Below are 21,523 nucleotides of genomic sequence, written 5' to 3' on the forward strand. Positions count from 1 at the left end.
TCTGATCCACGGAGTTTCGTAGGGAATGAAGACCGACACCGGACAGATCCTCGAACAGATGAACGAACGCTCGCGCGAAGTGTTTCGCCGGGTTGTCGAAGGCTACCTTGTTTCCGGAGAACCTGTCGGTTCCCGCACCCTGACGCGTTCCATGTCCGAGAAGGTCTCTGCGGCAACGGTCCGCAACGTTATGCAGGATCTGGAATTTCTGGGCCTGCTGAATTCACCCCATGTCTCCGCGGGCAGAATCCCCACGCAGCAGGGGCTGCGCATGTTCGTCGATGGCCTGTTGGAGGTCCGGGATCTCGAGCAGCAGGATCGGGAGCGTATCGATGCGACCCTCGGTGGGGGCGAGCAGGAAATCTCGAACCTGCTGGACCGGGTGGGTACGGCGCTTTCCGGAGCAACCCGCGTTGCCAGCCTGGTTCTGGCGCCCAAACACGAGGCACCGATTCGACATATCGAATTCGTCCAACTGGCCGCCGACAGGGCGCTCGTCGTTCTCGTCTTCGCCGATGGTCAGGTCGAGAACCGGATCTTCACCCCGCCGCCGGGGCAGACGCCATCCTCGATGCGCGAAGCCGCGAACTTCCTGAACTCGCTGGCCGAAGGCCGGACCGTCTCCGAGCTGCGCCGAACCATTGAACGCGAGATCAAGGAACACCGGCGGGAGATCGACAAACTGGCCCGCGAGCTCGTGGAAAGTGGCTTCGCGACGTGGTCGGGCGAGGGCGGCGCCACCGAGCGCCTGATCGTCCGCGGTCGGGCAAACCTGCTGGAGGAGAACGCCGAGGCACAGGATCTCGACCGCATTCGGTCGCTCTTCGACGACCTGGAACGAAAGCGCGACATCGCCGATTTTCTGGAACTCACCGACGAGGGCGAGGGTGTGCGCATTTTTATCGGTTCGGAGAACAAGCTTTTCTCACTTTCGGGTTCCTCTCTGGTGGTTTCTCCCTATATGAACGCGGATCGAAAGATTGTGGGCGCGGTCGGTGTGATCGGCCCCACAAGACTGAATTATGGACGCATCGTGCCCATCGTGGACTACACAGCGCAGCTCGTGGGCAGGATGATATCGGACCGTAGCTAGAGGGTACGATGGCGGAAGCGAAGAAAGACGAAAACCTGGAAGAACAGGTCGAAGAGATCTCCATTGAAGGTCTGGCCGAAGAAGCTGAGGACTTCATGAGCGATCCACTGGAAACGGATGATGAACTGGACGCCATCAAGGCGGAGCGCGACGAGTTCCGCGACCGCTTCATGCGTGCGCTGGCCGATGCCGAGAACGCCCGCAAGCGTGGCGAGCGGGATCGCCGGGAAGCCGAGCAATATGGCGGCTCGAAGCTCGCCCGCGACATGCTGCCGGTCTATGACAACCTCAGCCGTGCGCTGGAAGTGGCGACGACAGAGCAGCGCGAACAGGCGGCGGCCCTGATCGAGGGGGTTGAGCTGACCTTGCGCGAATTGCTGAACGTGTTCACGAAGCACGGAATCACGCTGATCAAGCCGGAGATCGGGGAAAAGTTCGACCCGCAGATCCACCAGGCCATGTTCGAGGCTCCGGTGCCCAACACTTCCGCTGGCGACATCATCCAGGTCATGACCGAGGGTTTCCTTTTGCATGAGCGCCTGCTGCGCCCGGCCCAGGTCGGTGTCTCCTCGGCACCCGCCGGTTAAAGCAACCGGAACAACAGAAAATTCGCGCGCCCCTACCGGGAGTTTCCCCGGTAGGGGCGCGTTTTCATTTCCGGAGCCGGAGCTTTTTCAGTTTCGGCTGCTTACGAGTCCTTCCGCGCAAGCGCCTTCAACTCGTAGACGAGGTTCAGGGCCTCGCGTGGCGTCAACTCGTCGGGCAGGACCTTCTCCAGTCGTGCCGAAATCTCGTTCGGAAGCTCTGCCGCTGCCGGGACAGGGGCCACTGGAACCGCCGAGAAGAGCGGCAGATCGTCGATCAACGTCAGGTGCCGCTTTCCGCCCTCCCTGTCTCCCTTTTCCAGCTGGTCCAGCACCACGCGCGCCCGTTCCACGACGGAGGCCGGCAAACCCGCCAGACGGGCCACCTGAACGCCGTAGGAGCGGTCTGCGGCGCCCTCGCGGACCTCGTGCAGGAAAATCACTTCGCCTTCCCATTCCTTCACCGCGACGGTTGCGTTTTCGACCCCGTCGAGCTTCGCAGCCAAGGAGGTTAGCTCGTGGTAATGGGTTGCGAACAAGGCCCGGCAACGGTTCGCGGCGTGAAGATGTTCCAGCGTTGCCCAGGCGATCGACAAGCCGTCATAGGTAGCCGTACCGCGCCCGATCTCATCGAGGATCACCAGCGAGCGTTCGTCGGCCTGATTCAGGATGGTTGCGGTTTCCACCATCTCGACCATGAAGGTCGAGCGCCCCCGCGCCAGGTCATCGGAGGCACCGACACGGCTGAAAAGCGATGAGACGAGGCCGATCATGGCCGATTCCGCCGGCACGAAGCTGCCGGCCTGCGCCAGCAGCGCGATCAACGCGTTCTGCCGCAGATAGGTCGATTTGCCGGCCATGTTCGGACCGGTCAGCAGCCGGACATGGGCCGCGTTCTGCGCTGCCGTCAGCAAGCAATCGTTGGCAACGAAGCTCTTGCCATCGCGTTTCAGCGCCAGCTCGACCACCGGGTGCCGTCCACCGACCACATCGAAATCACGGCTTTCATCGACGGTCGGGCGGCACCAGTTCTCTGCTCGCGCTAGGTCCGCCAGTGCAGTTGAGACATCGATCTCGGCGAGTGCGGCGGCAGCGGTGCCGATCTCGCCCGCGGCGCGCAAGATCTCCTGCCGGAGCCCCTCGAAAAGCGCCTTCTCGATCTCCTGTGCCCGGTTGCCGGCATTGAGGATCCGGGTTTCGAGCTCGGAAAGCTCCACCGTCGTGAAGCGAACCGCGTTGGCCGTGGTCTGGCGATGGATGAAGCTATCCGAGAGCGGCGCGGAAAGCATCTTCTGCGCATGTGTCGCCGTCGTCTCGATGAAGTAGCCCAACACATTGTTATGTTTGACTTTCAGAGATGAAATGCCGGTCGCTTCTGCGTAACGTGCCTGAAGCGAGGCGATCACGCCGCGCCCCTCGTCGCGCAGGGTGCGTACTTCGTCGAGTTCATCGTCATATCCGCTGGCGATGAAACCGCCATCGCGCAGCATCAACGGCGGTTCCGCTACAAGCGCGGCATCGAGCCGCTCGACGATGTCGTCATGCCCTTCCAGATCGCCGATGAAGGGCGTCAGCCCGTCACCGTCGGAAAAGCCTCGCAGCACCTGCGCGATATCGACTGCCTGTCCAAGACCATTGCGAATTGCGGCGAGGTCTCGCGGCCCGCCGCGTTCGAGCGACAGCCGCGAGAGCGCCCGGTCCATGTCCGGCACCTTTCGCAGCGCATCGCGCAAGCGGTTGCAGCCGTCAATGTCGTCCACGAAACCGCCGACGATATCGAGCCGGGTGATCACGGTTTCGATCTTGCAGGAAGGGCTCGAAATCCGTCGCGTGAGCAGGCGCCCACCCGCAGCGGTCACCGTCCGGTCGATGGCAGAAAGGAGCGAGCCTTCACGCCCGCCCGACAGGCTCGCGGTCAACTCCAGGTTGCGACGGGTCGCGGAGTCGATCTGCATCACCTCGCCGCCGATATCCCGTTGCGGGGGACGTAGTAGCGGCAGCTTGCCCTTCTGGGTAATCTCCAAATAGGAGACGACCGCGCCGAGCGCGGCAAGCTCGGCCCGTCCGAAATTGCCATAAGCCTGCAGATCCGCGATACCGAAGGCCTCCTTCAGCCGCGTTTCCGCTCCGGAGCTGTCGAAACTGCTCCGCGCAATCGGCGTTACCGCGGCGCCGGACTCCTCGACGAGCTCGCGAATACCCGATTCCTCGCTATCGGGGAGCAGAACTTCCCGCGGGGCCAGCCGGGCCAGCTCCGGCCCGAGCCGCACAAGCGGGCAGGGGCCGACGCGCAGCTCTCCGGTCGAAATATCCACCGTGGCGAGCGCCGCGCTGTCCCGGACCTGGGCAAAGGCACAGAGGAAGTTGTTCCTGCGCGCCTCCAGCAGGCTGTCCTCGGTCAGGGTGCCGGGGGTAACGAGACGCACCACCTCGCGCCGCACCACCGATTTGTAGCCACGTTTCTTCGCCTCTGCGGGGTCTTCCATCTGCTCGCAGACGGCAACCCGGAACCCTTTGCGGATAAGCGTGAGCAGGTAGCCCTCTGCGGCGTGAACTGGCACCCCGCACATCGGGATATCCTCGCCCTCGTGCTTTCCACGCTTGGTGAGCGCAATATCGAGTGCGGCGGCCGCGGCCACCGCGTCGTCAAAGAACATCTCGTAGAAATCGCCCATCCGGTAGAACAACAGCGCCTCCGGATGGTCGGCCTTGATCTCCAGAAACTGTGCCATCATTGGCGTGACGGTCACGGGCATCTCCCCAGGCATCGGCGTTACGTTCGGCGCAGGTTAGTCGAGCTGTGTCCGGCTTTGAAGCGCATCGGCAAAGCTATCCACAGCTTCCTTGGTCAAACCGCGTCAATCGGCGGTTTCGCTTTTCCTTGAAAGGCGGGATAGTCCAAATCTCAGAGGTTTGGACAGGGGGGAGAAAGAGCAATCATGGCCAAGAACAAGATCACATCAGACGAAGCACTCCATTACCACATGGACCCGACACCGGGAAAATTCGAAGTTGTCGCGACCAAGGCAATGACGACCCAGCGGGACCTTTCGCTCGCCTATTCCCCCGGCGTAGCGGTTCCCGTCGAGGCCATCGCGGAAAACCCCGAAAGCGCCTATGATTACACCACCAAGGGCAACACCGTTGCGGTGATCTCCAACGGTTCCGCCATTCTGGGGCTGGGAAATCTCGGCGCGCTCGCCTCCAAGCCGGTGATGGAAGGCAAGGCGGTTCTCTTCAAGCGGTTCGCCGATATCAACTCCATCGATATCGAGCTCGACACCCAGGACCCCGAGGAATTCATCAACGCGGTCAAGCTGATGGGCCCGGCCTTCGGCGGCATCAACCTCGAGGATATCAAGGCGCCCGAATGTTTCATCATAGAGCAGCAACTCAAGGAGTTGATGGACATCCCGGTCTTCCACGACGACCAGCACGGCACCGCGGTGATCTGTGCGGCGGGCCTGATGAATGCGCTCTATCTGACCAAGAAGAAGATCGAGGACTGCAAGATCGTGCTCAATGGCGCCGGCGCCGCCGGTATTGCCTGTATCGAACTGATCAAAACGATGGGCGCCAAGCAGGACAACTGCATCGTCTGCGACACCAAGGGTGTGATCTACCAGGGCCGCAAGAAGGGCATGAACCAGTGGAAATCTGCCCATGCCGCCAAGACCGATGACCGCACGCTCGAAGACGCGATGAAGGGCGCCGACGTGTTCCTTGGTGTCTCCGCCAAGGGCGCGCTGACGCCGGAGATGGTCGCCTCGATGAATGACGATCCGATCATCTTCGCCATGGCGAACCCGGATCCGGAGATTACCCCGGAAGAGGCGCACGAGGTGCGCGGGGACGCCATCGTTGCAACCGGCCGGTCGGACTACCCCAACCAGGTCAACAACGTGCTGGGCTTCCCATACCTGTTCCGCGGCGCGCTGGATATCCAGGCCAAGGCCATCAATGACGAGATGAAGCTCGCCTGCGCCCGGGCCCTGGCCGAGCTTGCGCGGGAAGACGTGCCCGACGAGGTTGCCATGGCCTATGGCCGCAAGCTCAGCTTCGGGCGCGACTACATCATCCCGACGCCGTTCGATCCGCGCTTGATCTTTACCATCCCGCCCGCGGTAGCGCGTGCGGGCATGGATACCGGCGTCGCGCGCCGGCCGCTCGTGGACATGGACGGTTACGAGCAAACCCTCCGTGCCCGGATGGACCCGACGGCGACAATCCTGTCCTCGATCTCGGCCCGCGCAAAGGCCGCGCAGGCCCGGATGATCTTTGCCGAGGGTGACGATCCCACGGTGTTGCGCGCGGCCGTCGCCTATCAACGGCAGGGTTTCGGCAAGGCGCTCGTCGTCGGGCGCGAGCAAGATGTGAAGTTGAAGCTCGAAGAAGCCGGCATGGGCGAGGCCTTTCGGGAACTAACGGTGGTTAACGCCGCCAACACCCGCCATCTCGATGCCTATACGGAGTTTCTTTACAAGAAACTTCAGCGCAAGGGCTTCGACACGTCCGACATTTACCGGATGGCGGCCCGCGACCGGCACGTCTTTTCGGCGCTGATGCTGGCTCATGGTCATGGCGACGGACTCGTTACCGGCGTGACCCGCAAGGCGGCGCATGTCTTGCATCAGATGAACCGCGTTTTCCCCGCTTCGGCCGAAGATGGCGCCGTCGGCGTGACGGCCCTGATCCACAAGGGTCGTATTGTTCTGGTCGCGGATACGCTGGTGCATGAATGGCCCGACGAGGAGGATCTCGCCGATATCGCCATTGCAGCCGCCAGGGTCGCCCGTGGCCTGGGTCTGGAGCCGCGTGTGGCCTTTGCGAGTTTCTCCACCTTCGGCTACCCGGTCTCCGAACGCGCTCAGAAGATGCACAAGGCGTCGGATGCCTTGGACAAGCGGGGCGTCGACTTCGAATATGATGGCGAAATGACCGTCGATGTCGCGCTGAACCGCGATCAGATGGCGCTTTACCCGTTCTGTCGCTTGTCGGGACCGGCCAATATCCTCGTGGTGCCGGCGCGTCACTCCGCCTCGATCTCCGTCAAGCTGCTGCAGGAGATGGGCGGTGCGACGATTATCGGGCCCATTCTCTCCGGTGTCGGCGCGCAGATCCAGATCTGCCGAATGGGGGCGACGGTGAACGATATCCTCCACATGGCCTCGATCGCGGCCTGCAAGATCGGCTAGCGAAATGGCAATCTACAACTTGGGCTCCATCAATATCGACTGGTTCTACCGGGTGGATAACTGTCCGGTGAACGGAGAAACGGTAGCCGCCACGGGCTGTGTCAACGGCCTTGGCGGCAAAGGGGCAAACCAGTCCGTCGCGGCCGCACGCGCTGGATCGGTGGTCCACCATATCGGCTCCGTCGGGGGCGAAGGCGTCTGGGCGATGGAACAACTCAAGGCGATGGGGGTCGATGCGACCCATGTCGCTATTGAACTGGCCGGACCGACGGGCCACGCGCTGATTTTCGTGACGCCGGATGGCGAAAACCGCATCGTGATCTATCCGGGCGCGAACCGGATGATCGAGGAGGCCGACGTGAAAACGGCTTTGGCTCGGGCCAAAGCCGAAGACATGTTGTTGATGCAGAACGAGACGAATGCGCAGGTCTATGCCGCCAAGCTTGCGCGGGCCCGCGGTATGCGCGTCGTCTATTCCGCGGCGCCGTTCCAACTGGCGGCGGTTCGCGAAGCGATGCCGCATGTGGATCTTCTGGCGGTGAACGAGGTGGAAGCGCAGCAATTGGCCGAAGCGATGGGGCTTGCCATGACCGATCTGCCGGTCCCGGAATTGCTGGTCACACATGGGGCGAAGGGCGCCACCTGGTATGACCTGAAGAACGGCGAGATGCTGACTGTCCCCGCGCCGGAGGTTGATCCGGTCGACACCACCGGGGCAGGCGACACCTTTGTCGGCTATTTCTGCGCCGGCCGGGACCAGGGAGTGGAAACTGTGGAATGTCTCGAACTGGCTGTGAACGCCGCGGCGCTGAAGGTCACGCGGGATGGCACCTCGGAGGCGATCCCCACCCTTCCCGAAGTTCGCCTGTTTCTTGAAGAATCACGCTAGAGCCGGATCGCGTCGACAAAGGCAACAACGAAAAAAGGCGGACCGGTCGGTCCGCCTTTTTCCAATTCATCAGATCCGCAGATCAGTGGTGCGAAGCAGCAGCAGCAGCGATCACAACAAAGACCAGCAGCGGAATCCAGACGCCGCTCGACGAACCGGTTTCTTCTTCGATGATAACCGGCTCAATGATCGGCTCTTCGTAACCACCAGCAAAAGTGGCGGTCGCGGCGAGCGAGAGAGCAGCGGCGAGAGCAAACTTCTTCATGTTAACCTCCAGTTTCTGCGCGGACGTATTTAGTGAGGACGCCCACGCCCCAAGTTGTAGTACCTCGTGATCAATTCCTCGCAGACCGATTCTGTTTTGGCAATTGTTCACGAACTTACCTGATGAGCATGGACCAGATGTCGTCAAATTGGCAACACCCGTTTCCCCTTGTAGTAAAGGCAAAGTCAGTTGCAGGACGCTGCTGCGGCGGCAATCACGGCGAACACCAGAAGCGGTATCCAGGCGCCCGAGGACGAGCCGGTTTCTTCTTCGATGATGACCGGTTCGATGATCGGTTCTTCATAGCCACCGGCGAAAGCCGCAGTCGTTACGAGAGAAAGCGCAGCTGCAAGAGCGAGTTTTTTCATGACAACCTCCGTGTACCGCACTGGACGGCCCGGAATTGGTCCGTCCGTGCCCCATGAGTTCCTCGTGGGGCGATTCTCTCAGACGAAGGGTACATTGCCAATTACGCAAGGCGTCACAGGGTGTTACGCCATACTGATCAGATCAGGAGCACCTGCGCACCCGGGGAAACCAGCGCGAACAACTCGGAAATATGCTCGTTATAGAGCCCGATACAGCCATTCGAGGAACGGCGACCGATCTTGCGCGTGTCATGCGTGCCGTGAATACGGTAATATTTCCAGCCCAGGTAGAGCGCATGCGTGCCAAGCGGGTTGTCCGGTCCCGGCGGAACGAAATCCGGCCATTCCGGGTTGCGCTTCTTCATCGACGGTGTCGGCGCCCATGAGGGCCCCTCGACCTTGCGGGTCACCGAAGTGCGGCCGCGTCGGGTCATTTCCTCGGAAATCGGCACGCTGGTCGGGTAAAGCTTGTAGATGGTTTGGTCGGCAGACCAGTAATGCAGCGCCCGCGAGGTCGTATCGACAAGGATCGCGCCGCCATTCGTGTTGGAGAAATAGGGCTGCCAGCTCAGCGAACGGAAGCTGGAAATATTCCGTTGAATGGCCGGGTCGCTCTCGGGAACAGGTTCGAAAACCGAATTCTGGCCAATGGCGGGGCTTGCGAGCCCACCCAGAAGGGCGGCACCCGTGCCAAGAAACCGTCGGCGGTTTAGCTTGTTAGAAATCGAATCGGTCATAGCGTCCTCGTCGGTAATCAACCCTCTCGCAACGGCAAGAATACTATTGCGTCAAGATAGCGTTCGCAAATCAATCGATAGTAATCTCCTCCCGAACTGTTTGAAACGGAGCCGGCTTCCCGCTAGAGGGAACAGGATCAAAGGGAATGGTGCTCACGAAATGAAAAGCCTTTTCGCTCTACTTGCCGCAATGGCGTTTGTTCTGTCTGCCTGTGGAGCGCCTACCGGCGGTGGTTCCGGCTCTTACCGGATTTCCGCGGGGGACACGGCAAAGATCCAGTATCGCACGCTTGATTCGATCAACAGCGCGCGGACGGCCGCCGGTCTGTCGAGCTTGCAACTCAATGCGCAGCTGAACGCTGCCGCAGCGACGCATTCGCGCGACATGTCGGCTCAAAACCGGCCCTGGCATTTCGGCTCGGACGGATCCTCGCCGCTCGATCGCGTGGCCCGCGTTGGCTACACCGGCCGTATGTTGGGTGAAAATATCTCCGAGACCTACGAGTCCGAGGTCGAAACCCTCTCCGCCTGGATGGGCCAGCCCGATACGCGCAACGTGATCATGGATCCGGCCGCGCGGGATCTGGGATTCTCCTGGTACCAGGAGAAGAACGGCAAGATCTGGTGGACGCTGATAACCGGCGGCTAACGCGCCGCCGGTTCTCGCATTCCCCTCTCAAGCGTGAATGTCGATCGGTGTGCCGACGCGGACCATCGCATAGATCTCTTCGATCTGGCGGTCCTTCACCGCGATGCAGCCGGCGGTCCAGTCCTTGCCGCGCGGGTCGGTCTTGCGGCGGTCTCCGTGGATGAAGATATCGCCTCCCGGATCGCGCCCCTGAGCGCGCGCATAGGCGAAATCTTCGGCATTCGGATAAGAGATCCCGAGGGACAGGTGGAACGAGCTGCGTGGATTGCGGCGGTCGATGTAATAGGCGCCTTCCGGGGTCTTGCCGTCGCCGCGGAACTGCTTGGGACCTTCGGCCGTGTTGCCGAGGTGGACCTTGAAATCGGCCAGCAGTTCCTGATTGTGAAACAAGTAAAGTTTGCGGCGGTGCTTGACCACCTGAAGCCGGGTCACCTCCGGTCCGTTATAGCTCCGGAACTTGCTGGAAGAACAGGCCGCAAGCGTCAGCGCTGCGCCACCGGCGATAATACTACGTCTGGGAAACAACATGCTCGAACACTGCCTCTATGGGTGTTTTCCGAATTAATTACCTCAGAATCACCGTGAAATGAAGCGCTCACGAAGCCATCGGCGGATTTACGACGTTGTGAGCGGTGCCTTCTCGCGGCCCATTTCGGCGTCGTTTCGCGCGGCATTCGCCTTCAGGTGTCGCTCGATTTCATTCAGCCGGGAAAGCACCTCATCCCTGTAGGCATCAGTCTTCTCGACATCTTCCTCGTGATGGGCGTCCTGCATGGAATTCACGATCAGGCCGACCAACAGGTTCACCACCGCGAAGGTGGTCAGGAGGATGAAAGGCACGAAAAACAGCCAGGCGCCGGAATGTACCTGCATGACGGGGCGCACGATTCCCATCGACCAGCTTTCCAGCGTCATGATCTGGAACAGGGAATAGAGCGAGCGGCCGAGCGAGCCGAACCATTCCGGAAAACTCTCTCCATAGAGCTTGGTGCTCATCACCGCGCCGATATAGAAAACCAGTCCCATCAGCAGGAATACGGAGCCCATGCCGGGAAGCGCCGAGATGAAGCCTTCGACCACGCGGCGCAGGCGTGGCAGGGCGGAGATCACCCGCAGGACCCGCAGGATCCGCAGCGCCCGCAAGACCGAGAAGGCATGGGCGGCCGGAATGAGGGCAATGCCGACGATTACGAAGTCGAAGATATTCCAAGGGCTGCGGAAAAACCGGAAGCGATAGGCGATCAGCTTCGCGGTGATCTCGATCACGAAAATCGTCAGGCAGGCATAGTCCAGCGCGATGATCAGCCCGCCCGCGCGATCCATAACGGCCGGATAGGTCTCCAACCCGAGCAGGATGGCGTTGAAAATGATCACACCGATCACGAGATTTCGCGTGGCCGGCCGTTCGAGCCAGGTTGTAAGGGTTGCGCGCATGAGCCTTCCTTGGGCGATTCCGTTAGCCGCCGATATGGCTACGCGAGAAGCATGCTGCAAGTTCGACATGGGTGGACCAGCGGAACTGGTCCACGACCTGCACCCAATCGAGGCGGAACCCCGCCGCCACCAGCAGACTCGCGTCGCGGGCAAAGGTGACGGGATTGCAGGACACGGCAGCGATGTTGTCGATTCCCGAAGTGGCTATTTGCTCAACCTGGGCGAGGGCGCCCGCGCGCGGCGGGTCGATGATCGCGCCATCGAACTTGCGCAGTTCATCGGGCAGGAGCGGGCGACGGAACAGGTCTCGTGTTTCGGCAGACACCTTCTTGAGCCCGGATGCATTGCGCCAGCCGGAAATCAGCGCGTCGGTCAGCGCCTTCTCCCCTTCGACCGCGTGCAGTTCGGCCTGCCGGGCGAGCGGCAGGGTGAAGGTTCCACAACCGGCAAAGAGGTCAACGATATGCCCGGCTGATCCGACGGCTTCCGTGACCGCTTTTCGCAGCGCCGCTTCTCCGTCCCGAGTTGCCTGCAGAAAGGCGCCGGGCGGCGGCACCACCGCGATTCCATCGAAATCCACACGCGGCGCGGCCCGCAGGCCGACCACCTCGTCTCCCCAACTCAGCCGCGACATGCCATGGCTTTCGACCAGCCCCGCGAGCGCAATGCGCAGGTCAAGGTCGAGCGGCTTGCCGCCAGATACCGCGATATCAGGCCCCTCCGCGCTCAGAGTGACGGTGAAACTCAGCTCGCCCTTTCGCGAGCCGCCGAGCCGCGTCATCTCCGCGAGTGCGGGGCGAGTGGCAAGCAGGGCCGGCTCGACCAGCTCGCAACCCGGCACATCAATCACCACATCCGAGGCACGGCCATGAAAGCCGACCAGAACGTCCTTCTTGGTGCGACGACCGGAAAACACCGCCCGACGGCGGCTGCGCGCCGGGGAGCTGTGGACCGGGCGGTACTCCGTCTCCAGTCGATGCGCTTCCAGCGCCGTGCGCACGATGCCCAGCTTCCACTCGGCGACGAATGCCTCATCGGCATGTTGCACCGAGCAGCCGCCGCAGGACTTGAAATGCCGACAGGGCGGCGAGACGCGATGCGGTGAGGGTTCAAGGATACGCACATCCTCGATCCGGTCGCCTTCGAGCCTGCCGGTGATCCGTTCACCGGGCAGGCAGCGCTGGGCAAAGACAGGGCCGGCGGCAATTCCGTCCCCGCGATGGCCAAGGCGTTCGATCACCCACTCGTTCATTCCGCCGCCTCCGGGATGTTGAGGAAGCCGCCGGACTGGCGCTCCCAGTAGCGTGCATAGAGGCCGCCCGCGGCAAGCAACGCAGCATGATTGCCCTGCTCTGCCACGCGGCCCTCTTCCAGCACCACGATCCTGTCCATGCGCGCAATGGTGGAGAGCCGGTGCGCGATAGCGAGCACCGTCTTGCCCTCCATGACCCGGTCCAGCGCAGCCTGGATCTGTGCCTCAACCTCGCTGTCGAGCGCCGAGGTCGCTTCGTCCAGTACCAGGATCGGCGCGTCCTTCAGGATCGCGCGGGCGAGCGCAACCCGCTGCCGCTGCCCGCCCGAGAGGCGCACGCCGCGTTCGCCCAGATGCGCGTCATAACCCTCGCGTCCCTTGAAGTCCCGCAGGGAGAGGATGAATTCGTGCGCCTCGGCACGCTTGGCGGCGGCGATCATCTCGGCATCGGTAGCGTCGGGTCGGCCATAGAGCAGGTTGTCGCGCGCGGAGCGGTTGAACATCTCCGTTTCCTGCGTGACCATCCCGATCTGTCGGCGCAGGCTGTCCTGCGTGATCGTGCAAATATCGTGCCCGTCGATCCGCACTATCCCGCTTTCCGGGTCGTGCAGGCGCAGGAGCAGGCTGACAAGCGTGGACTTACCCGCACCCGAGGCGCCCACCAGCCCGACCTTTTCGCCCGGATGCAGTTCCAACGAAATACCGTCCACGCCACCCTTGCCGCGTCCGTAGGTGAAGGAGATGTTTTCGAAGCTGACCCGCCCGCGCGACGGCTTCAGCGGCCGGGCATCCGCAGCGTCGGTCAGCCCGTGGCGCACTGCCAGCGTGCGCATGCCATCCTCGACCTCGCCGACATTGGCATAGATCCCCATTACCGTGAAACTGACCCATCCGGTCATCTGGGCGATGCGAATGGCAATGGCCCCGGCCGCTGCGATGTCTCCGGCGCTGGCCTGCCCCTGAGACCAGAGCAGGAGCGTGCCGCCGATGAGCAGAACCGGAAGGATTCCGGCGAGCGTCATCAGGACCGCGCGAAACCCCGAGGCGATGATGCCGAAATCGATCGCGGTCAAACGAAAGCCGTCCATCGCGCCGAGTGCTGCCCGATCCTCGTGGCCGGCGTGGGCAAAGAGCTTCACGGTCTTGATATTCGTGATTGTGTCGACAACCTGCCCCGAAACGGCAGCGCGCGCGTTGGCCCGCGCTTTGGAGCGTTTGCGGACGCGTGGCAGGAAAAGCGAGATCAACCAGAGATAGCAGGCCAGCCAGAGCGAGAGCGCGAGAGCCACCCGCCAGTCGATGGAGGTCAGCAGCAGTGCCGAACCGACAAGCGAGGCCAGCGCGAAGAAAACCACGTTGATGACTTCGGAGACAACATCCGTCACCGCCCGCGCAGTCTGCATCTGTTTCTGCGCAATCCGGCCGGCGAAATCATTGTCGAAGAAGGTGACAGATTGGCCCATCGTCCAGCGGTGCAGCCGCGACAGAACGAGCGGCGTCACATTCGGCTGAACGACAACGGAGTTGGCGGTTGCCGCCGCGCCGAAACAGAGCGGGCGCAGGATTACGAAAAAGGCGAGCGCGAAGAGCAGGAGCGGCAGGTTGCCGGAAAAGAAGTTCTCCGGGCCGGTATCCAGCGCGGTGTCGATGATCCGGCCCAGCAGCAACGCGCTGATCACTTCCAGCGTGCCGACAAGCGCCGATAACAGCCCCGCGCCAAACAGGATTGGCAGGGTGCCCTTCAGGCACCAATGCAGAAAGGCTCCAAGCTGCGTCGGAGGCGGGCCTTCTGCCGGGGCGAAGGCGGGGATCAGGTCCGAAATCTTCATTCCGCCGCGTCGTCCATTCCGATGAAACCGCCCGATTGGCGTTCCCAGAATTTCGCATAGAGGCCGCCCATTTCCAGCAGTTCCGCATGTGTGCCTTGCTCGACGATATGGCCCGCGTCCAGCACGAGGATCCGGTCCATCCGGGCGATGGTGGACAGACGGTGCGCGATGGCGATTACCGTCTTGCCTTCCATCACGCCATAAAGCGTGTCCTGGATGGCGGCCTCGACCTCGCTGTCGAGCGCCGAGGTCGCCTCGTCCAAAACGAGGATCGGCGCGTCTTTCAGGATCACGCGGGCCAGCGCGATCCGCTGCCGCTGCCCGCCGGAGAGCTTCACCCCGCGCTCACCTACCTTCGCCTCATAGCCGGACTGGCCTTCCTGGTCGGCCAGTTCCTCGATGAACTCATGCGCCGCGGCGCGTTTCGCGGCGGCGATCATCTCGGCTTGGCTGGCCTCCGGGCGGCCATAAAGGATGTTCTCGGCAATCGAGCGATGGAGCAGCGCGGAATCCTGCTGCACCATGCCGATATGGCTGCGCAGGCTGTCCTGTGTCACTGCCGTCACGTCCTGCCCGTCGATCAGGATGCGGCCGTTTTCCGGGTCGTAGAAACGCAGCAGCAGCTTCACCAGCGTCGATTTCCCCGCCCCTGAGCGCCCGATCAGGCCGATTTTCTCGCCCGGCGCGATATCCAGCGTGAGTTCGTCCAACCCGCCTGCGCCGCGCCCGTAGTGGTGGCTGACCTTCTCGAAACGGATCCGGCCGTCGCCCATCTGCAATTCCGGTGCACCGGGCTTGTCCACCAATGCGATCGGCTGAGCGATAGTCTCCATCCCCTCGGCCACCACGCCGAGATTGCGAAAGAAACTGGAAACCGCCCACATGATCCAGCCGGTCATGGCGTTGAGCCGCAGGGTCAGTGCCGTCGCCGCCGCCACGACACCCACGCTCGCCGAACCTTGCATCCAGAGCGCTACGCACCAACCGACGACACCGACAATCAGCCAGCCATTCAGGATGGTCAGCGAGATATCCATCACCGTGTAGATCCGCATCTCCTTCTGGAAGGTCTTGCGGGTGTTCTCGATGGCGTCCCGGGCGTAGTCGATCTCGCGGTCATGATGGGCGAACATCTTGACTGAATGGATGTTGGTGTAGCTATCCACCACCCGCCCGGTCACTTCGCTGCGCGCATCCGAGGCCGCCTTGGAAGCCGGCCCGACCCTCTGAATGGTCCAGCGCAACAGCAGAACGTAGAGCAAGAACCACGCCAGCAGCGGCAGGGCGAGGCGCAGATCAGCTTGCGCAAGCAGGATCGTTGCGCCGATCAGGTAGGCGAACGAAAAGGACAGCGCGTCGAAGATCTGGAAGATGGCCTCTCCGGCAGCGGGCGGGGTCTGCATGATCCGGTTGGCGATCCGGCCCGCGAAATCGTTCTCGAACCAGCCGACCGACTGGCGCAGCACATGCCGATGCGAACGCCAGCGGATCAGCGTGCCGAAATTCGGCATGATGCCGTTGTTGAGCACCAGGACGTCGAGCGCTTGGATCAGCGGTCGGAGGATCAGTATGAAGGCGGCAATGCCGATCAACTCCCAGCCGTGTTCCGTCCAGACATCGCCTGGGCTGGTACTGCCCAGCATGTCGACCACCCGGCCCATGTAATGGATCAGGGCGATCTCTACCATTGCCACGATGACCGACAGCGTCGCGGCTACGGCGAAGATCCGTTTGAAGGGCTGCGAATAGTCCCACAGGAACGGCCAGAGCCGGCTTGGCGGCGTATCGGTCTCCTTATACGCGGTATAGGGATCGACGAGGTTTTCAAAGCGTCGGAACAATTTGGTCAGCCTTGGCAAAAGGATGAGGCCATCAATAACCTAGCCCTGTTACAGGAAATTGCGCGTTGCGCAAAGGCGACTCACTCGAGGAAAAGCAAGCCCACGCAGCCCGCGACGATGATCGCCATCGCTATGTTGAACTGCTTCAAGTGGCGTTCGTCGGTGAGCATCCGGATGATCGAGCGCCCAACAAGCGCCCACGTGGCGGCACTGCTGAGCCCCATGAAAACAAAGACCGCGCCAACCATCAACGCGGTCGCGAGCGGTGCCTCGGGGTGGATGAACTGCGCGGTGACCGCGATCGCCATGGCCCAGGCCTTCGGGTTGATCCATTGGAAGCCGGCGGCTTCCAGAAAGGTGAAGGGGCGCGGCTTTTGGCCTGCGCTGCTCACCCCGCCGGAAGTTGCGATTTTCCAGGCCAGCCAGAGCAGGATCGCTGCGCCGATCCAGCGAAGCGCCTCACGCAGGAGCGCCGAGGACTGGAACAGCCCTCCCAGGAAGAAGCCGACGAGGAAGACCATCACCGGGAAGCCGAACCCGATACCGAAGATATGCGGTAGCGTGCGCCGAAGGCCGAAGGTTGCGCCGGAATTGGCCACGAGCGCATTGTTCGGGCCGGGTGTATACGCGGCAACAGCCGCCAATCCCAGCAGGGCGAGGAAGGAGTCGAGGCTCATTGCGAACTCTCCGACAGCAATTCCGCACGGGAAAGCTGGAAACTGGACTCGATCCAGCGTCGTTCCATTGCCTTCATCGCGGTGCCGATTTCCGGACCGGCGTGATCGGGCATGAGATCCTTTGCCCGAACCGGGAACTCCGCCTTCGCGCCCCGCGCGGCCTCCTCCATCGCCTTCGGCGAAACGGAAACACCAATGAGCGCCGAATAGAGGATCACCGCCGCGGGCCCGTCGGACGCGCCGAGGCGATACCCCATCTCGCGGGCCGACATGCCGGACCGCGCGGCATCGGAAATTCGTTCCAGCTTGCGGGCGTCCTTTCGGCTCAGCCGCAGCCGGTTCGCCACGTCTTCGCCGCCCAGCGCGGCGAGGCGCAGAACGGGATCGGCACGGCGGCCGAGCTGTTGTTCGATATGAACCACGATCGGCAACGCCGTCACGTCGGCTCCCGGAAGGATCGTCGGAAGCACGCCGGTTGTCTGCATGACGGAAACAGCCTGGCTCGGTTCGGGCGCCGAGAGCAGCTTGCGCATTTCCGCACCGATCCGTTCGGCGGAGATCTGGCGCAGCCCGTCGCTCTCCCCGGCACAAGCGTCGAGCGCCTCGGGGTCCATGCCCTGTTCGGGATCGGCATACCAGGCCGAGAACCGGAAGAATCGCAGGATGCGCAGGTAATCTTCCCGCACCCGTTTGACGGCGGTGCCGACAAAGCGCAGACGCCTTGCATTCAGATCGCACAGACCGTCCAGCGGATCGAAAATCTCGCCGTGACGGTCGCAATAGATGGCATTCATCGTGAAATCGCGCCGGTGGGCGTCATCGACTACATTGGTGGCGAAATGCACCACGGCGCGGCGCCCATCGGTCGCGACATCGAGGCGAAAGGTCGTGATCTCGAACGGTTCGTCATCGACGATAACGGTGACAGTTCCGTGCTCGATACCGGTGGGAATGACCTTTAGCCCGGCATCCTGCATCAGCGCGATCACCGCCTGCGGTGGCGCATCGGTGGACAGGTCATGATCGGAGACCGGGAAACCCAGCAGCGTGTTGCGCACGCAACCGCCGACAAACAGCGCCTTGTAGCCACCCGCCTCCAGCAACTTGCAGACATGCTGGACAGCGGGGCTTTCCAGCCAGGGCGCCGAGATCGTTTTCATTGCGGTATCCTGTCGGCGAATGACCTCAGGATGCGCGCGGTCGCGCCCCAAATGTAATAGGGGCCGTGGGGCACGGTATAGAAACTGCGCGAGACCCCGCGCCAATTACGGGTCTCTATCGTGAAGCGGGTCGGATCCGTGACCAGTCCCAGCGGCACGGTGAAAACCTCCTGCACTTCGCCCGGTTCCGGGACCGGCTTGAAGCTGTCACGCAAAAGGCCGACCACGGGGGTCACGTCGAAGCTGGTCACCGTCTCGTGGCTGTGCAGCGTGCCGAGGATCTCGACATTCGCCGGATCGAGGCCGATTTCCTCATGCGCTTCCCGAAGTGCCGCGGCTTCCGGGCCCAAATCCGCCTCGTCCAGTTTGCCGCCGGGAAAGGCGACCTGTCCCGGATGGTGTTTCAGGCGCGACGACCGCTTGGTGAGGTAGAGGCGGATGCCGCGCGGCTCCAGCGCAATTGGCAACAGCACGGCAGCCGCGCGGAGCCGCCTGTTGGGCGGAAGCGCGATATTCTTGTTCAGGTCGTAATCCGACGACGGTCTGCCCGGCGCAGCAATGGCGCCGAGCAGCCGGGATCGGAGAGCGTCACGCGGTGTCACCCGGGGCCTCCGCGGCTTCGAAACCGAGTGTCTTGGGATCGAACACGTAATGCGCGCCGCAGAACTGGCAGTCTGCAGTTACCGTGCCTTCCTCGGTTGTCATGTGGCCGATATCGCGGGCCGAGTAGATCGACAGCGACTGGCGCACCTTGTCGGGCGAACAGGTACAGCCGAACTCGACCGGCTGCGCGTCAAAGACCCGGGGGCGTTCTTCGTTGAACAGGCGCACCAGAAGCTCCGTCGGCTGCACCAACGGGCCCACCATTTCAAGCTCCTCCACCGTGTCGAGCAGGATATTGGCGCGTTGCCAGTTCTCACCCTCCTCGCCATCGAGAATGTCATCGGCCGACAGCAGTTGCGGTTCAGCCTCCGAATTTTCCGGCGGCGTCGGAATGGAGGCCTTCGGCATCGCCTGCAGCATGATAGCCCCGGCCCGCCAACCCTCGTGATCGACGCCGGTCGAATGGCCAAAGCGCAGCTCAAAGCGCGTCGGGATCTGTTCGGACTGCGCGAAATAGGTCTCCGCGCATTGCGACAGGCTTCCTCCGGCAATCGGGGTGATCCCCTGATAGGGCGTCGTTCCCTTGCCTTGGTCGATCAGGATGGCGAAATAGCCCTTGCCGATAAGTTCGAACGGCTTTCCTTCAAGTGGGCGCGTGTCGTCATAGCTGGCATAAGCGCGGATCTGCGCCGGTGTGCCGTCCTGCTTCGGGGCGTAGTAATCGGTCGCGATCAGCCGCGCAGGACCGTCGCCGCGCACTTGGAGCGATAGCTTCCAGCGGAGCTTGAGCGTCTGCCCGATCAGCGCGGTCAGAAGGGTCATCTCGGCGACAAGTGCCTCGATGGCCGGCGGATAGTCATGTTGTTCCAGCACCCGATCCAGAACGCCGTCAAGACGGGCGACCCGGCCACGGATGTCGGAACGGTCAAGTTGGAAGGGCAGGACAGTGTCGTCCCACGCGATTCTGGAACCAATGGTCATGGGGTTTCCTTGCAGGCCTGTGGCTGGCATATCGCAGCCATGTAGGCGCGGCAATGCGCTGTTAAAAGGGGAAACCCATGATCCGGCGTGTCGGAGGGCCCGTTCAGGCGGGCGAAAGATACATCCTGCGCCACGGCGTCTATGCTGTTTTGTTGCGGGGGGACCACGTGTTGCTGACGCATCAGGCCGCTCCCATTCCCGAATTGCAGCTACCGGGTGGCGGTATCGATCCGGGGGAACAACCTATTGCGGCGCTGCATCGGGAAGTCTACGAGGAGACCGGTTGGAGCATGCGGCTGCAAAGGCGGTTGGGGGCCTTTCGGCGCTTCACCTACATGCCCGAATACGATCTTTGGGCCGAGAAGCTCTGTACGGTCTATGCCGGTATGCCCGTGCGCCGACAGGGCGCGCCGACGGAAAAGGGCCATCTTGCCGTCTGGATACCGGCTGCCGAGGCCGCAGAGTATCTGGGCAATGAAGGGGATCGTCTTTTCCTCTCGACGGCGATTCGTTCGGGGCTCAATCCGCGTTCCGTTTCGGACCGGTGAACTCGAAAAGGACGGCGGAAACGTCGTCCGAAAATTCCCTTTCCTCCGCGTACTGGTGCAGGTCCCACGTCACCGCCTCGAGAAATTCCTGCCCTTTCAGATGCCGGTTGTTGGCCAAGGTTTTCCTCAAGCCTTCTTCCTCGAACATCTTGCCGTCCGGGGACTCGCATTCGGTCACACCGTCTGAAACGATGAAAAGCCTGTCTCCGCAATCGAGATCGCATTCGACCCGCTCAAAGGATGCATCGGGCATGAGGCCGACCGGCATACCTCCCGAGCCGATTGACTCGACCGAACCATCAGCTCGCTGGATTACCGGATAAGGATGACCGGCCTGGACCAGCATCACATGGCCGCTTATCAGGTCGACCTCGGCGTAGAGCAGGGTGAAATAGGTCTCCGTCTGGATTTCATCGAGTGTCAGGTTGTTGAGCCGTTCGGCAACCTGTTCGGGGAGAAGAGCATCATAGATACCGAACTCGCCTTCGAACAGGGCGATATTCTGGTCTGCGCTGCTTCCCGACAGGTATCCTGCAAGGCGGGCGGTCATGAGGGCAGAGGCGACGCCGTGACCCGAAACGTCGATCGCGAACAGGCCCACGCGCCGGGAATCGATCGGGAAGAAGCCCACGAGGTCGCCACCGACATGGCCACTCGGACGAAGCAGGAGCGAGACTTCGGAATCGCCAAAGCGCCGGTTTCGTTCCTTGATTAACGATTGCTGTAACTTGCGGGCCTCGATGAGGTCGCTGTCCAGCGAATCGTAAAGTGCCTGGAGTTCTTCCAATGTGCTGCTCAGCAGGCGATTCTTGTCCACCAGTTCCTGCTCCATGCGCAGGATGCGCTCGCCGGCATTGAGGCGAGCGCGCAACTCGTCTCCGCTGACAGGTTTGGTCAGGAAATCGTCCGCTCCCGCATCCAGCCCCTGCGCGACATCCACCGCTTCGGACTTCGACGTCAGCAGGATGAAATACCCGTAGGAATCCCGCTCCATGGCGCGAAAGGCCTGGCAAAAATCCGGGCCGTTCATCCCCGGCATCATCCAGTCGCTGATCACGAAATCCGGTGGGTTCGCCGCGCATTTTTCCAGAGCTTCGGGGCCAGAGCCGGCCTCGTCCACGTTGAAACCCCACCGATTCAACGAAGCGCAGAGGATCCGGCGCTGCAATCGGCTGTCATCGACCACGAGGATATTCGGGCGATTGGAATCCGGATTCGTTTTTTGGCTGTGCGTCTGCATGGCGGTGCTAGAATCCGGTCGTCAATTTCAACTATGCGCCTCGTCTCCAGTAATTGGGTGACACAGGGCAATTAACGTACGGTGAACTTGGGACATTTCCTGAATGTTTATGTCTAAGGTCTTTTTTAACGGCGGAGTCTTAGCTTCGGGTTCGCAACATATCGGCAATGGCCGGAGG

General features: G+C 62.1%; 20 protein-coding genes. 6 read left to right on the forward strand and 14 right to left on the reverse strand.

Annotated elements, in window-relative coordinates; genetic code table 11:
- Positions 1 to 25 precede the first annotated feature (25 nt).
- Positions 26 to 1,093 (forward strand): heat-inducible transcriptional repressor HrcA, encoded by a 1,068-nt coding sequence (hrcA, locus tag BLR85_RS05090; protein ID WP_093150888.1) that lies wholly within the window; start codon positions 26 to 28, stop codon positions 1,091 to 1,093.
- 8 nt (positions 1,094 to 1,101) lie between these two features.
- Positions 1,102 to 1,680, forward strand: a complete 579-nt coding sequence (locus tag BLR85_RS05095; RefSeq protein ID WP_093150892.1) for a nucleotide exchange factor GrpE — start codon at positions 1,102 to 1,104, stop codon at positions 1,678 to 1,680.
- Positions 1,681 to 1,781: 101 nt separating this feature from the next.
- Here BLR85_RS05095 and mutS read toward each other — a convergent pair whose 3' ends face one another.
- A complete protein-coding gene (gene mutS, locus BLR85_RS05100) occupies positions 1,782 to 4,412 on the reverse strand; it encodes a DNA mismatch repair protein MutS (protein ID WP_093150896.1) in 2,631 nt (876 codons plus the stop codon).
- A gap of 204 nt (positions 4,413 to 4,616) precedes the next feature.
- On the opposite strand from mutS, the gene BLR85_RS05105 reads away from it, so the two are divergent.
- Positions 4,617 to 6,872 (forward strand): NADP-dependent malic enzyme, encoded by a 2,256-nt coding sequence (locus BLR85_RS05105; protein ID WP_093150900.1) that lies wholly within the window; start codon positions 4,617 to 4,619, stop codon positions 6,870 to 6,872.
- A 4-nt stretch (positions 6,873 to 6,876) separates the two neighbouring features.
- Complete coding sequence (locus BLR85_RS05110; protein ID WP_093150903.1) at positions 6,877 to 7,761, forward strand: ribokinase; 885 nt, start codon at positions 6,877 to 6,879, stop codon at positions 7,759 to 7,761.
- Positions 7,762 to 7,843: 82 nt separating this feature from the next.
- Here BLR85_RS05110 and BLR85_RS05115 read toward each other — a convergent pair whose 3' ends face one another.
- The 3 genes from BLR85_RS05115 to BLR85_RS05125 all read right to left on the reverse strand — a co-directional run bounded on the left by BLR85_RS05115 (position 7,844) and on the right by BLR85_RS05125 (position 9,131).
- Positions 7,844 to 8,026 carry a hypothetical protein gene (locus BLR85_RS05115; RefSeq protein WP_093150907.1) on the reverse strand — a complete coding sequence of 61 codons (183 nt, stop codon included), beginning with the start codon at positions 8,024 to 8,026 and terminating at the stop codon, positions 7,844 to 7,846.
- A 185-nt stretch (positions 8,027 to 8,211) separates the two neighbouring features.
- Entirely contained in the window at positions 8,212 to 8,394 is a 183-nt protein-coding gene (locus tag BLR85_RS05120) for a hypothetical protein (protein WP_093150910.1), read from the reverse strand.
- Positions 8,395 to 8,531: 137 nt separating this feature from the next.
- Positions 8,532 to 9,131, reverse strand: a complete 600-nt coding sequence (locus tag BLR85_RS05125) for a L,D-transpeptidase (RefSeq protein ID WP_093150914.1) — start codon at positions 9,129 to 9,131, stop codon at positions 8,532 to 8,534.
- 160 nt (positions 9,132 to 9,291) lie between these two features.
- Between BLR85_RS05125 and dalA the strand changes: the two genes are divergently transcribed.
- Entirely contained in the window at positions 9,292 to 9,780 is a 489-nt protein-coding gene (gene dalA, locus BLR85_RS05130; protein WP_093150918.1) for a divisome-associated lipoprotein DalA, read from the forward strand.
- A gap of 27 nt (positions 9,781 to 9,807) precedes the next feature.
- Here the strand turns inward: dalA and BLR85_RS05135 are convergent, their stop codons facing one another.
- From BLR85_RS05135 to hslO, 9 genes are all read right to left on the reverse strand, one after another.
- Positions 9,808 to 10,308 (reverse strand): L,D-transpeptidase family protein, encoded by a 501-nt coding sequence (locus tag BLR85_RS05135; protein ID WP_093150922.1) that lies wholly within the window; start codon positions 10,306 to 10,308, stop codon positions 9,808 to 9,810.
- Positions 10,309 to 10,395: 87 nt separating this feature from the next.
- On the reverse strand, positions 10,396 to 11,214 hold the full coding sequence (locus BLR85_RS05140) for an ion transporter (protein WP_093150926.1): 819 nt from the start codon (positions 11,212 to 11,214) through the stop codon (positions 10,396 to 10,398).
- A gap of 22 nt (positions 11,215 to 11,236) precedes the next feature.
- Entirely contained in the window at positions 11,237 to 12,466 is a 1,230-nt protein-coding gene (locus BLR85_RS05145; protein ID WP_093150930.1) for a class I SAM-dependent RNA methyltransferase, read from the reverse strand.
- Positions 12,463 to 14,295 carry an ABC transporter ATP-binding protein gene (locus BLR85_RS05150; protein ID WP_093150933.1) on the reverse strand — a complete coding sequence of 611 codons (1,833 nt, stop codon included), beginning with the start codon at positions 14,293 to 14,295 and terminating at the stop codon, positions 12,463 to 12,465. The genes BLR85_RS05145 and BLR85_RS05150 overlap by 4 nt, the downstream gene beginning before the upstream one ends.
- On the reverse strand, positions 14,292 to 16,136 hold the full coding sequence (locus tag BLR85_RS05155) for an ABC transporter ATP-binding protein (protein WP_093150937.1): 1,845 nt from the start codon (positions 16,134 to 16,136) through the stop codon (positions 14,292 to 14,294). The genes BLR85_RS05150 and BLR85_RS05155 overlap by 4 nt, the downstream gene beginning before the upstream one ends.
- An 80-nt stretch (positions 16,137 to 16,216) precedes the next feature.
- Complete coding sequence (locus BLR85_RS05160) at positions 16,217 to 16,813, reverse strand: LysE family translocator (protein WP_093150942.1); 597 nt, start codon at positions 16,811 to 16,813, stop codon at positions 16,217 to 16,219.
- Positions 16,810 to 17,973 (reverse strand): CCA tRNA nucleotidyltransferase, encoded by a 1,164-nt coding sequence (locus tag BLR85_RS05165; protein WP_093150946.1) that lies wholly within the window; start codon positions 17,971 to 17,973, stop codon positions 16,810 to 16,812. Before BLR85_RS05165 ends, BLR85_RS05160 begins: the two co-directional genes overlap by 4 nt.
- Positions 17,970 to 18,575: a CoA pyrophosphatase gene (locus tag BLR85_RS05170; RefSeq protein WP_093150949.1), complete on the reverse strand. Its 606-nt coding sequence runs from the start codon at positions 18,573 to 18,575 to the stop codon at positions 17,970 to 17,972. Before BLR85_RS05170 ends, BLR85_RS05165 begins: the two co-directional genes overlap by 4 nt.
- A complete protein-coding gene (gene hslO, locus BLR85_RS05175; protein WP_093150953.1) occupies positions 18,562 to 19,557 on the reverse strand; it encodes an Hsp33 family molecular chaperone HslO in 996 nt (331 codons plus the stop codon). The genes BLR85_RS05170 and hslO overlap by 14 nt, the downstream gene beginning before the upstream one ends.
- A 77-nt stretch (positions 19,558 to 19,634) precedes the next feature.
- Between hslO and BLR85_RS05180 the strand changes: the two genes are divergently transcribed.
- Positions 19,635 to 20,105 carry an NUDIX domain-containing protein gene (locus BLR85_RS05180; RefSeq protein WP_093150958.1) on the forward strand — a complete coding sequence of 157 codons (471 nt, stop codon included), beginning with the start codon at positions 19,635 to 19,637 and terminating at the stop codon, positions 20,103 to 20,105.
- On the opposite strand, the gene BLR85_RS05185 is transcribed toward BLR85_RS05180, so the two are convergent.
- Complete coding sequence (locus BLR85_RS05185; RefSeq protein WP_093150962.1) at positions 20,077 to 21,345, reverse strand: PP2C family protein-serine/threonine phosphatase; 1,269 nt, start codon at positions 21,343 to 21,345, stop codon at positions 20,077 to 20,079. The genes BLR85_RS05180 and BLR85_RS05185 overlap by 29 nt on opposite strands.
- Positions 21,346 to 21,523 lie beyond the last annotated feature (178 nt).

This window comes from Aliiruegeria lutimaris, from assembly GCF_900099935.1.
In the GTDB taxonomy this organism is placed as follows: Bacteria; Pseudomonadota; Alphaproteobacteria; order Rhodobacterales; family Rhodobacteraceae; genus Tropicimonas; species Tropicimonas lutimaris.

Coding starts and splice junctions, on each gene's coding strand:
- BLR85_RS05125 (WP_093150914.1), bottom strand. CDS start 9,131: ATGACCGATTCGATTTCTAACAAGCTAAACCGCCGACGGTTTCTTGGC.
- BLR85_RS05140 (WP_093150926.1), bottom strand. CDS start 11,214: ATGCGCGCAACCCTTACAACCTGGCTCGAACGGCCGGCCACGCGAAAT.
- BLR85_RS05180 (WP_093150958.1), top strand. CDS start 19,635: ATGATCCGGCGTGTCGGAGGGCCCGTTCAGGCGGGCGAAAGATACATC.
- BLR85_RS05145 (WP_093150930.1), bottom strand. CDS start 12,466: ATGAACGAGTGGGTGATCGAACGCCTTGGCCATCGCGGGGACGGAATT.
- BLR85_RS05160 (WP_093150942.1), bottom strand. CDS start 16,813: ATGAGCCTCGACTCCTTCCTCGCCCTGCTGGGATTGGCGGCTGTTGCC.
- BLR85_RS05165 (WP_093150946.1), bottom strand. CDS start 17,973: ATGAAAACGATCTCGGCGCCCTGGCTGGAAAGCCCCGCTGTCCAGCAT.
- BLR85_RS05120 (WP_093150910.1), bottom strand. CDS start 8,394: ATGAAAAAACTCGCTCTTGCAGCTGCGCTTTCTCTCGTAACGACTGCG.
- mutS (WP_093150896.1), bottom strand. CDS start 4,412: ATGATGGCACAGTTTCTGGAGATCAAGGCCGACCATCCGGAGGCGCTG.
- BLR85_RS05095 (WP_093150892.1), top strand. CDS start 1,102: ATGGCGGAAGCGAAGAAAGACGAAAACCTGGAAGAACAGGTCGAAGAG.
- BLR85_RS05135 (WP_093150922.1), bottom strand. CDS start 10,308: ATGTTGTTTCCCAGACGTAGTATTATCGCCGGTGGCGCAGCGCTGACG.
- hrcA (WP_093150888.1), top strand. CDS start 26: ATGAAGACCGACACCGGACAGATCCTCGAACAGATGAACGAACGCTCG.
- hslO (WP_093150953.1), bottom strand. CDS start 19,557: ATGACCATTGGTTCCAGAATCGCGTGGGACGACACTGTCCTGCCCTTC.
- BLR85_RS05115 (WP_093150907.1), bottom strand. CDS start 8,026: ATGAAGAAGTTTGCTCTCGCCGCTGCTCTCTCGCTCGCCGCGACCGCC.
- BLR85_RS05105 (WP_093150900.1), top strand. CDS start 4,617: ATGGCCAAGAACAAGATCACATCAGACGAAGCACTCCATTACCACATG.
- BLR85_RS05185 (WP_093150962.1), bottom strand. CDS start 21,345: ATGCAGACGCACAGCCAAAAAACGAATCCGGATTCCAATCGCCCGAAT.
- dalA (WP_093150918.1), top strand. CDS start 9,292: ATGAAAAGCCTTTTCGCTCTACTTGCCGCAATGGCGTTTGTTCTGTCT.
- BLR85_RS05110 (WP_093150903.1), top strand. CDS start 6,877: ATGGCAATCTACAACTTGGGCTCCATCAATATCGACTGGTTCTACCGG.
- BLR85_RS05150 (WP_093150933.1), bottom strand. CDS start 14,295: ATGAAGATTTCGGACCTGATCCCCGCCTTCGCCCCGGCAGAAGGCCCG.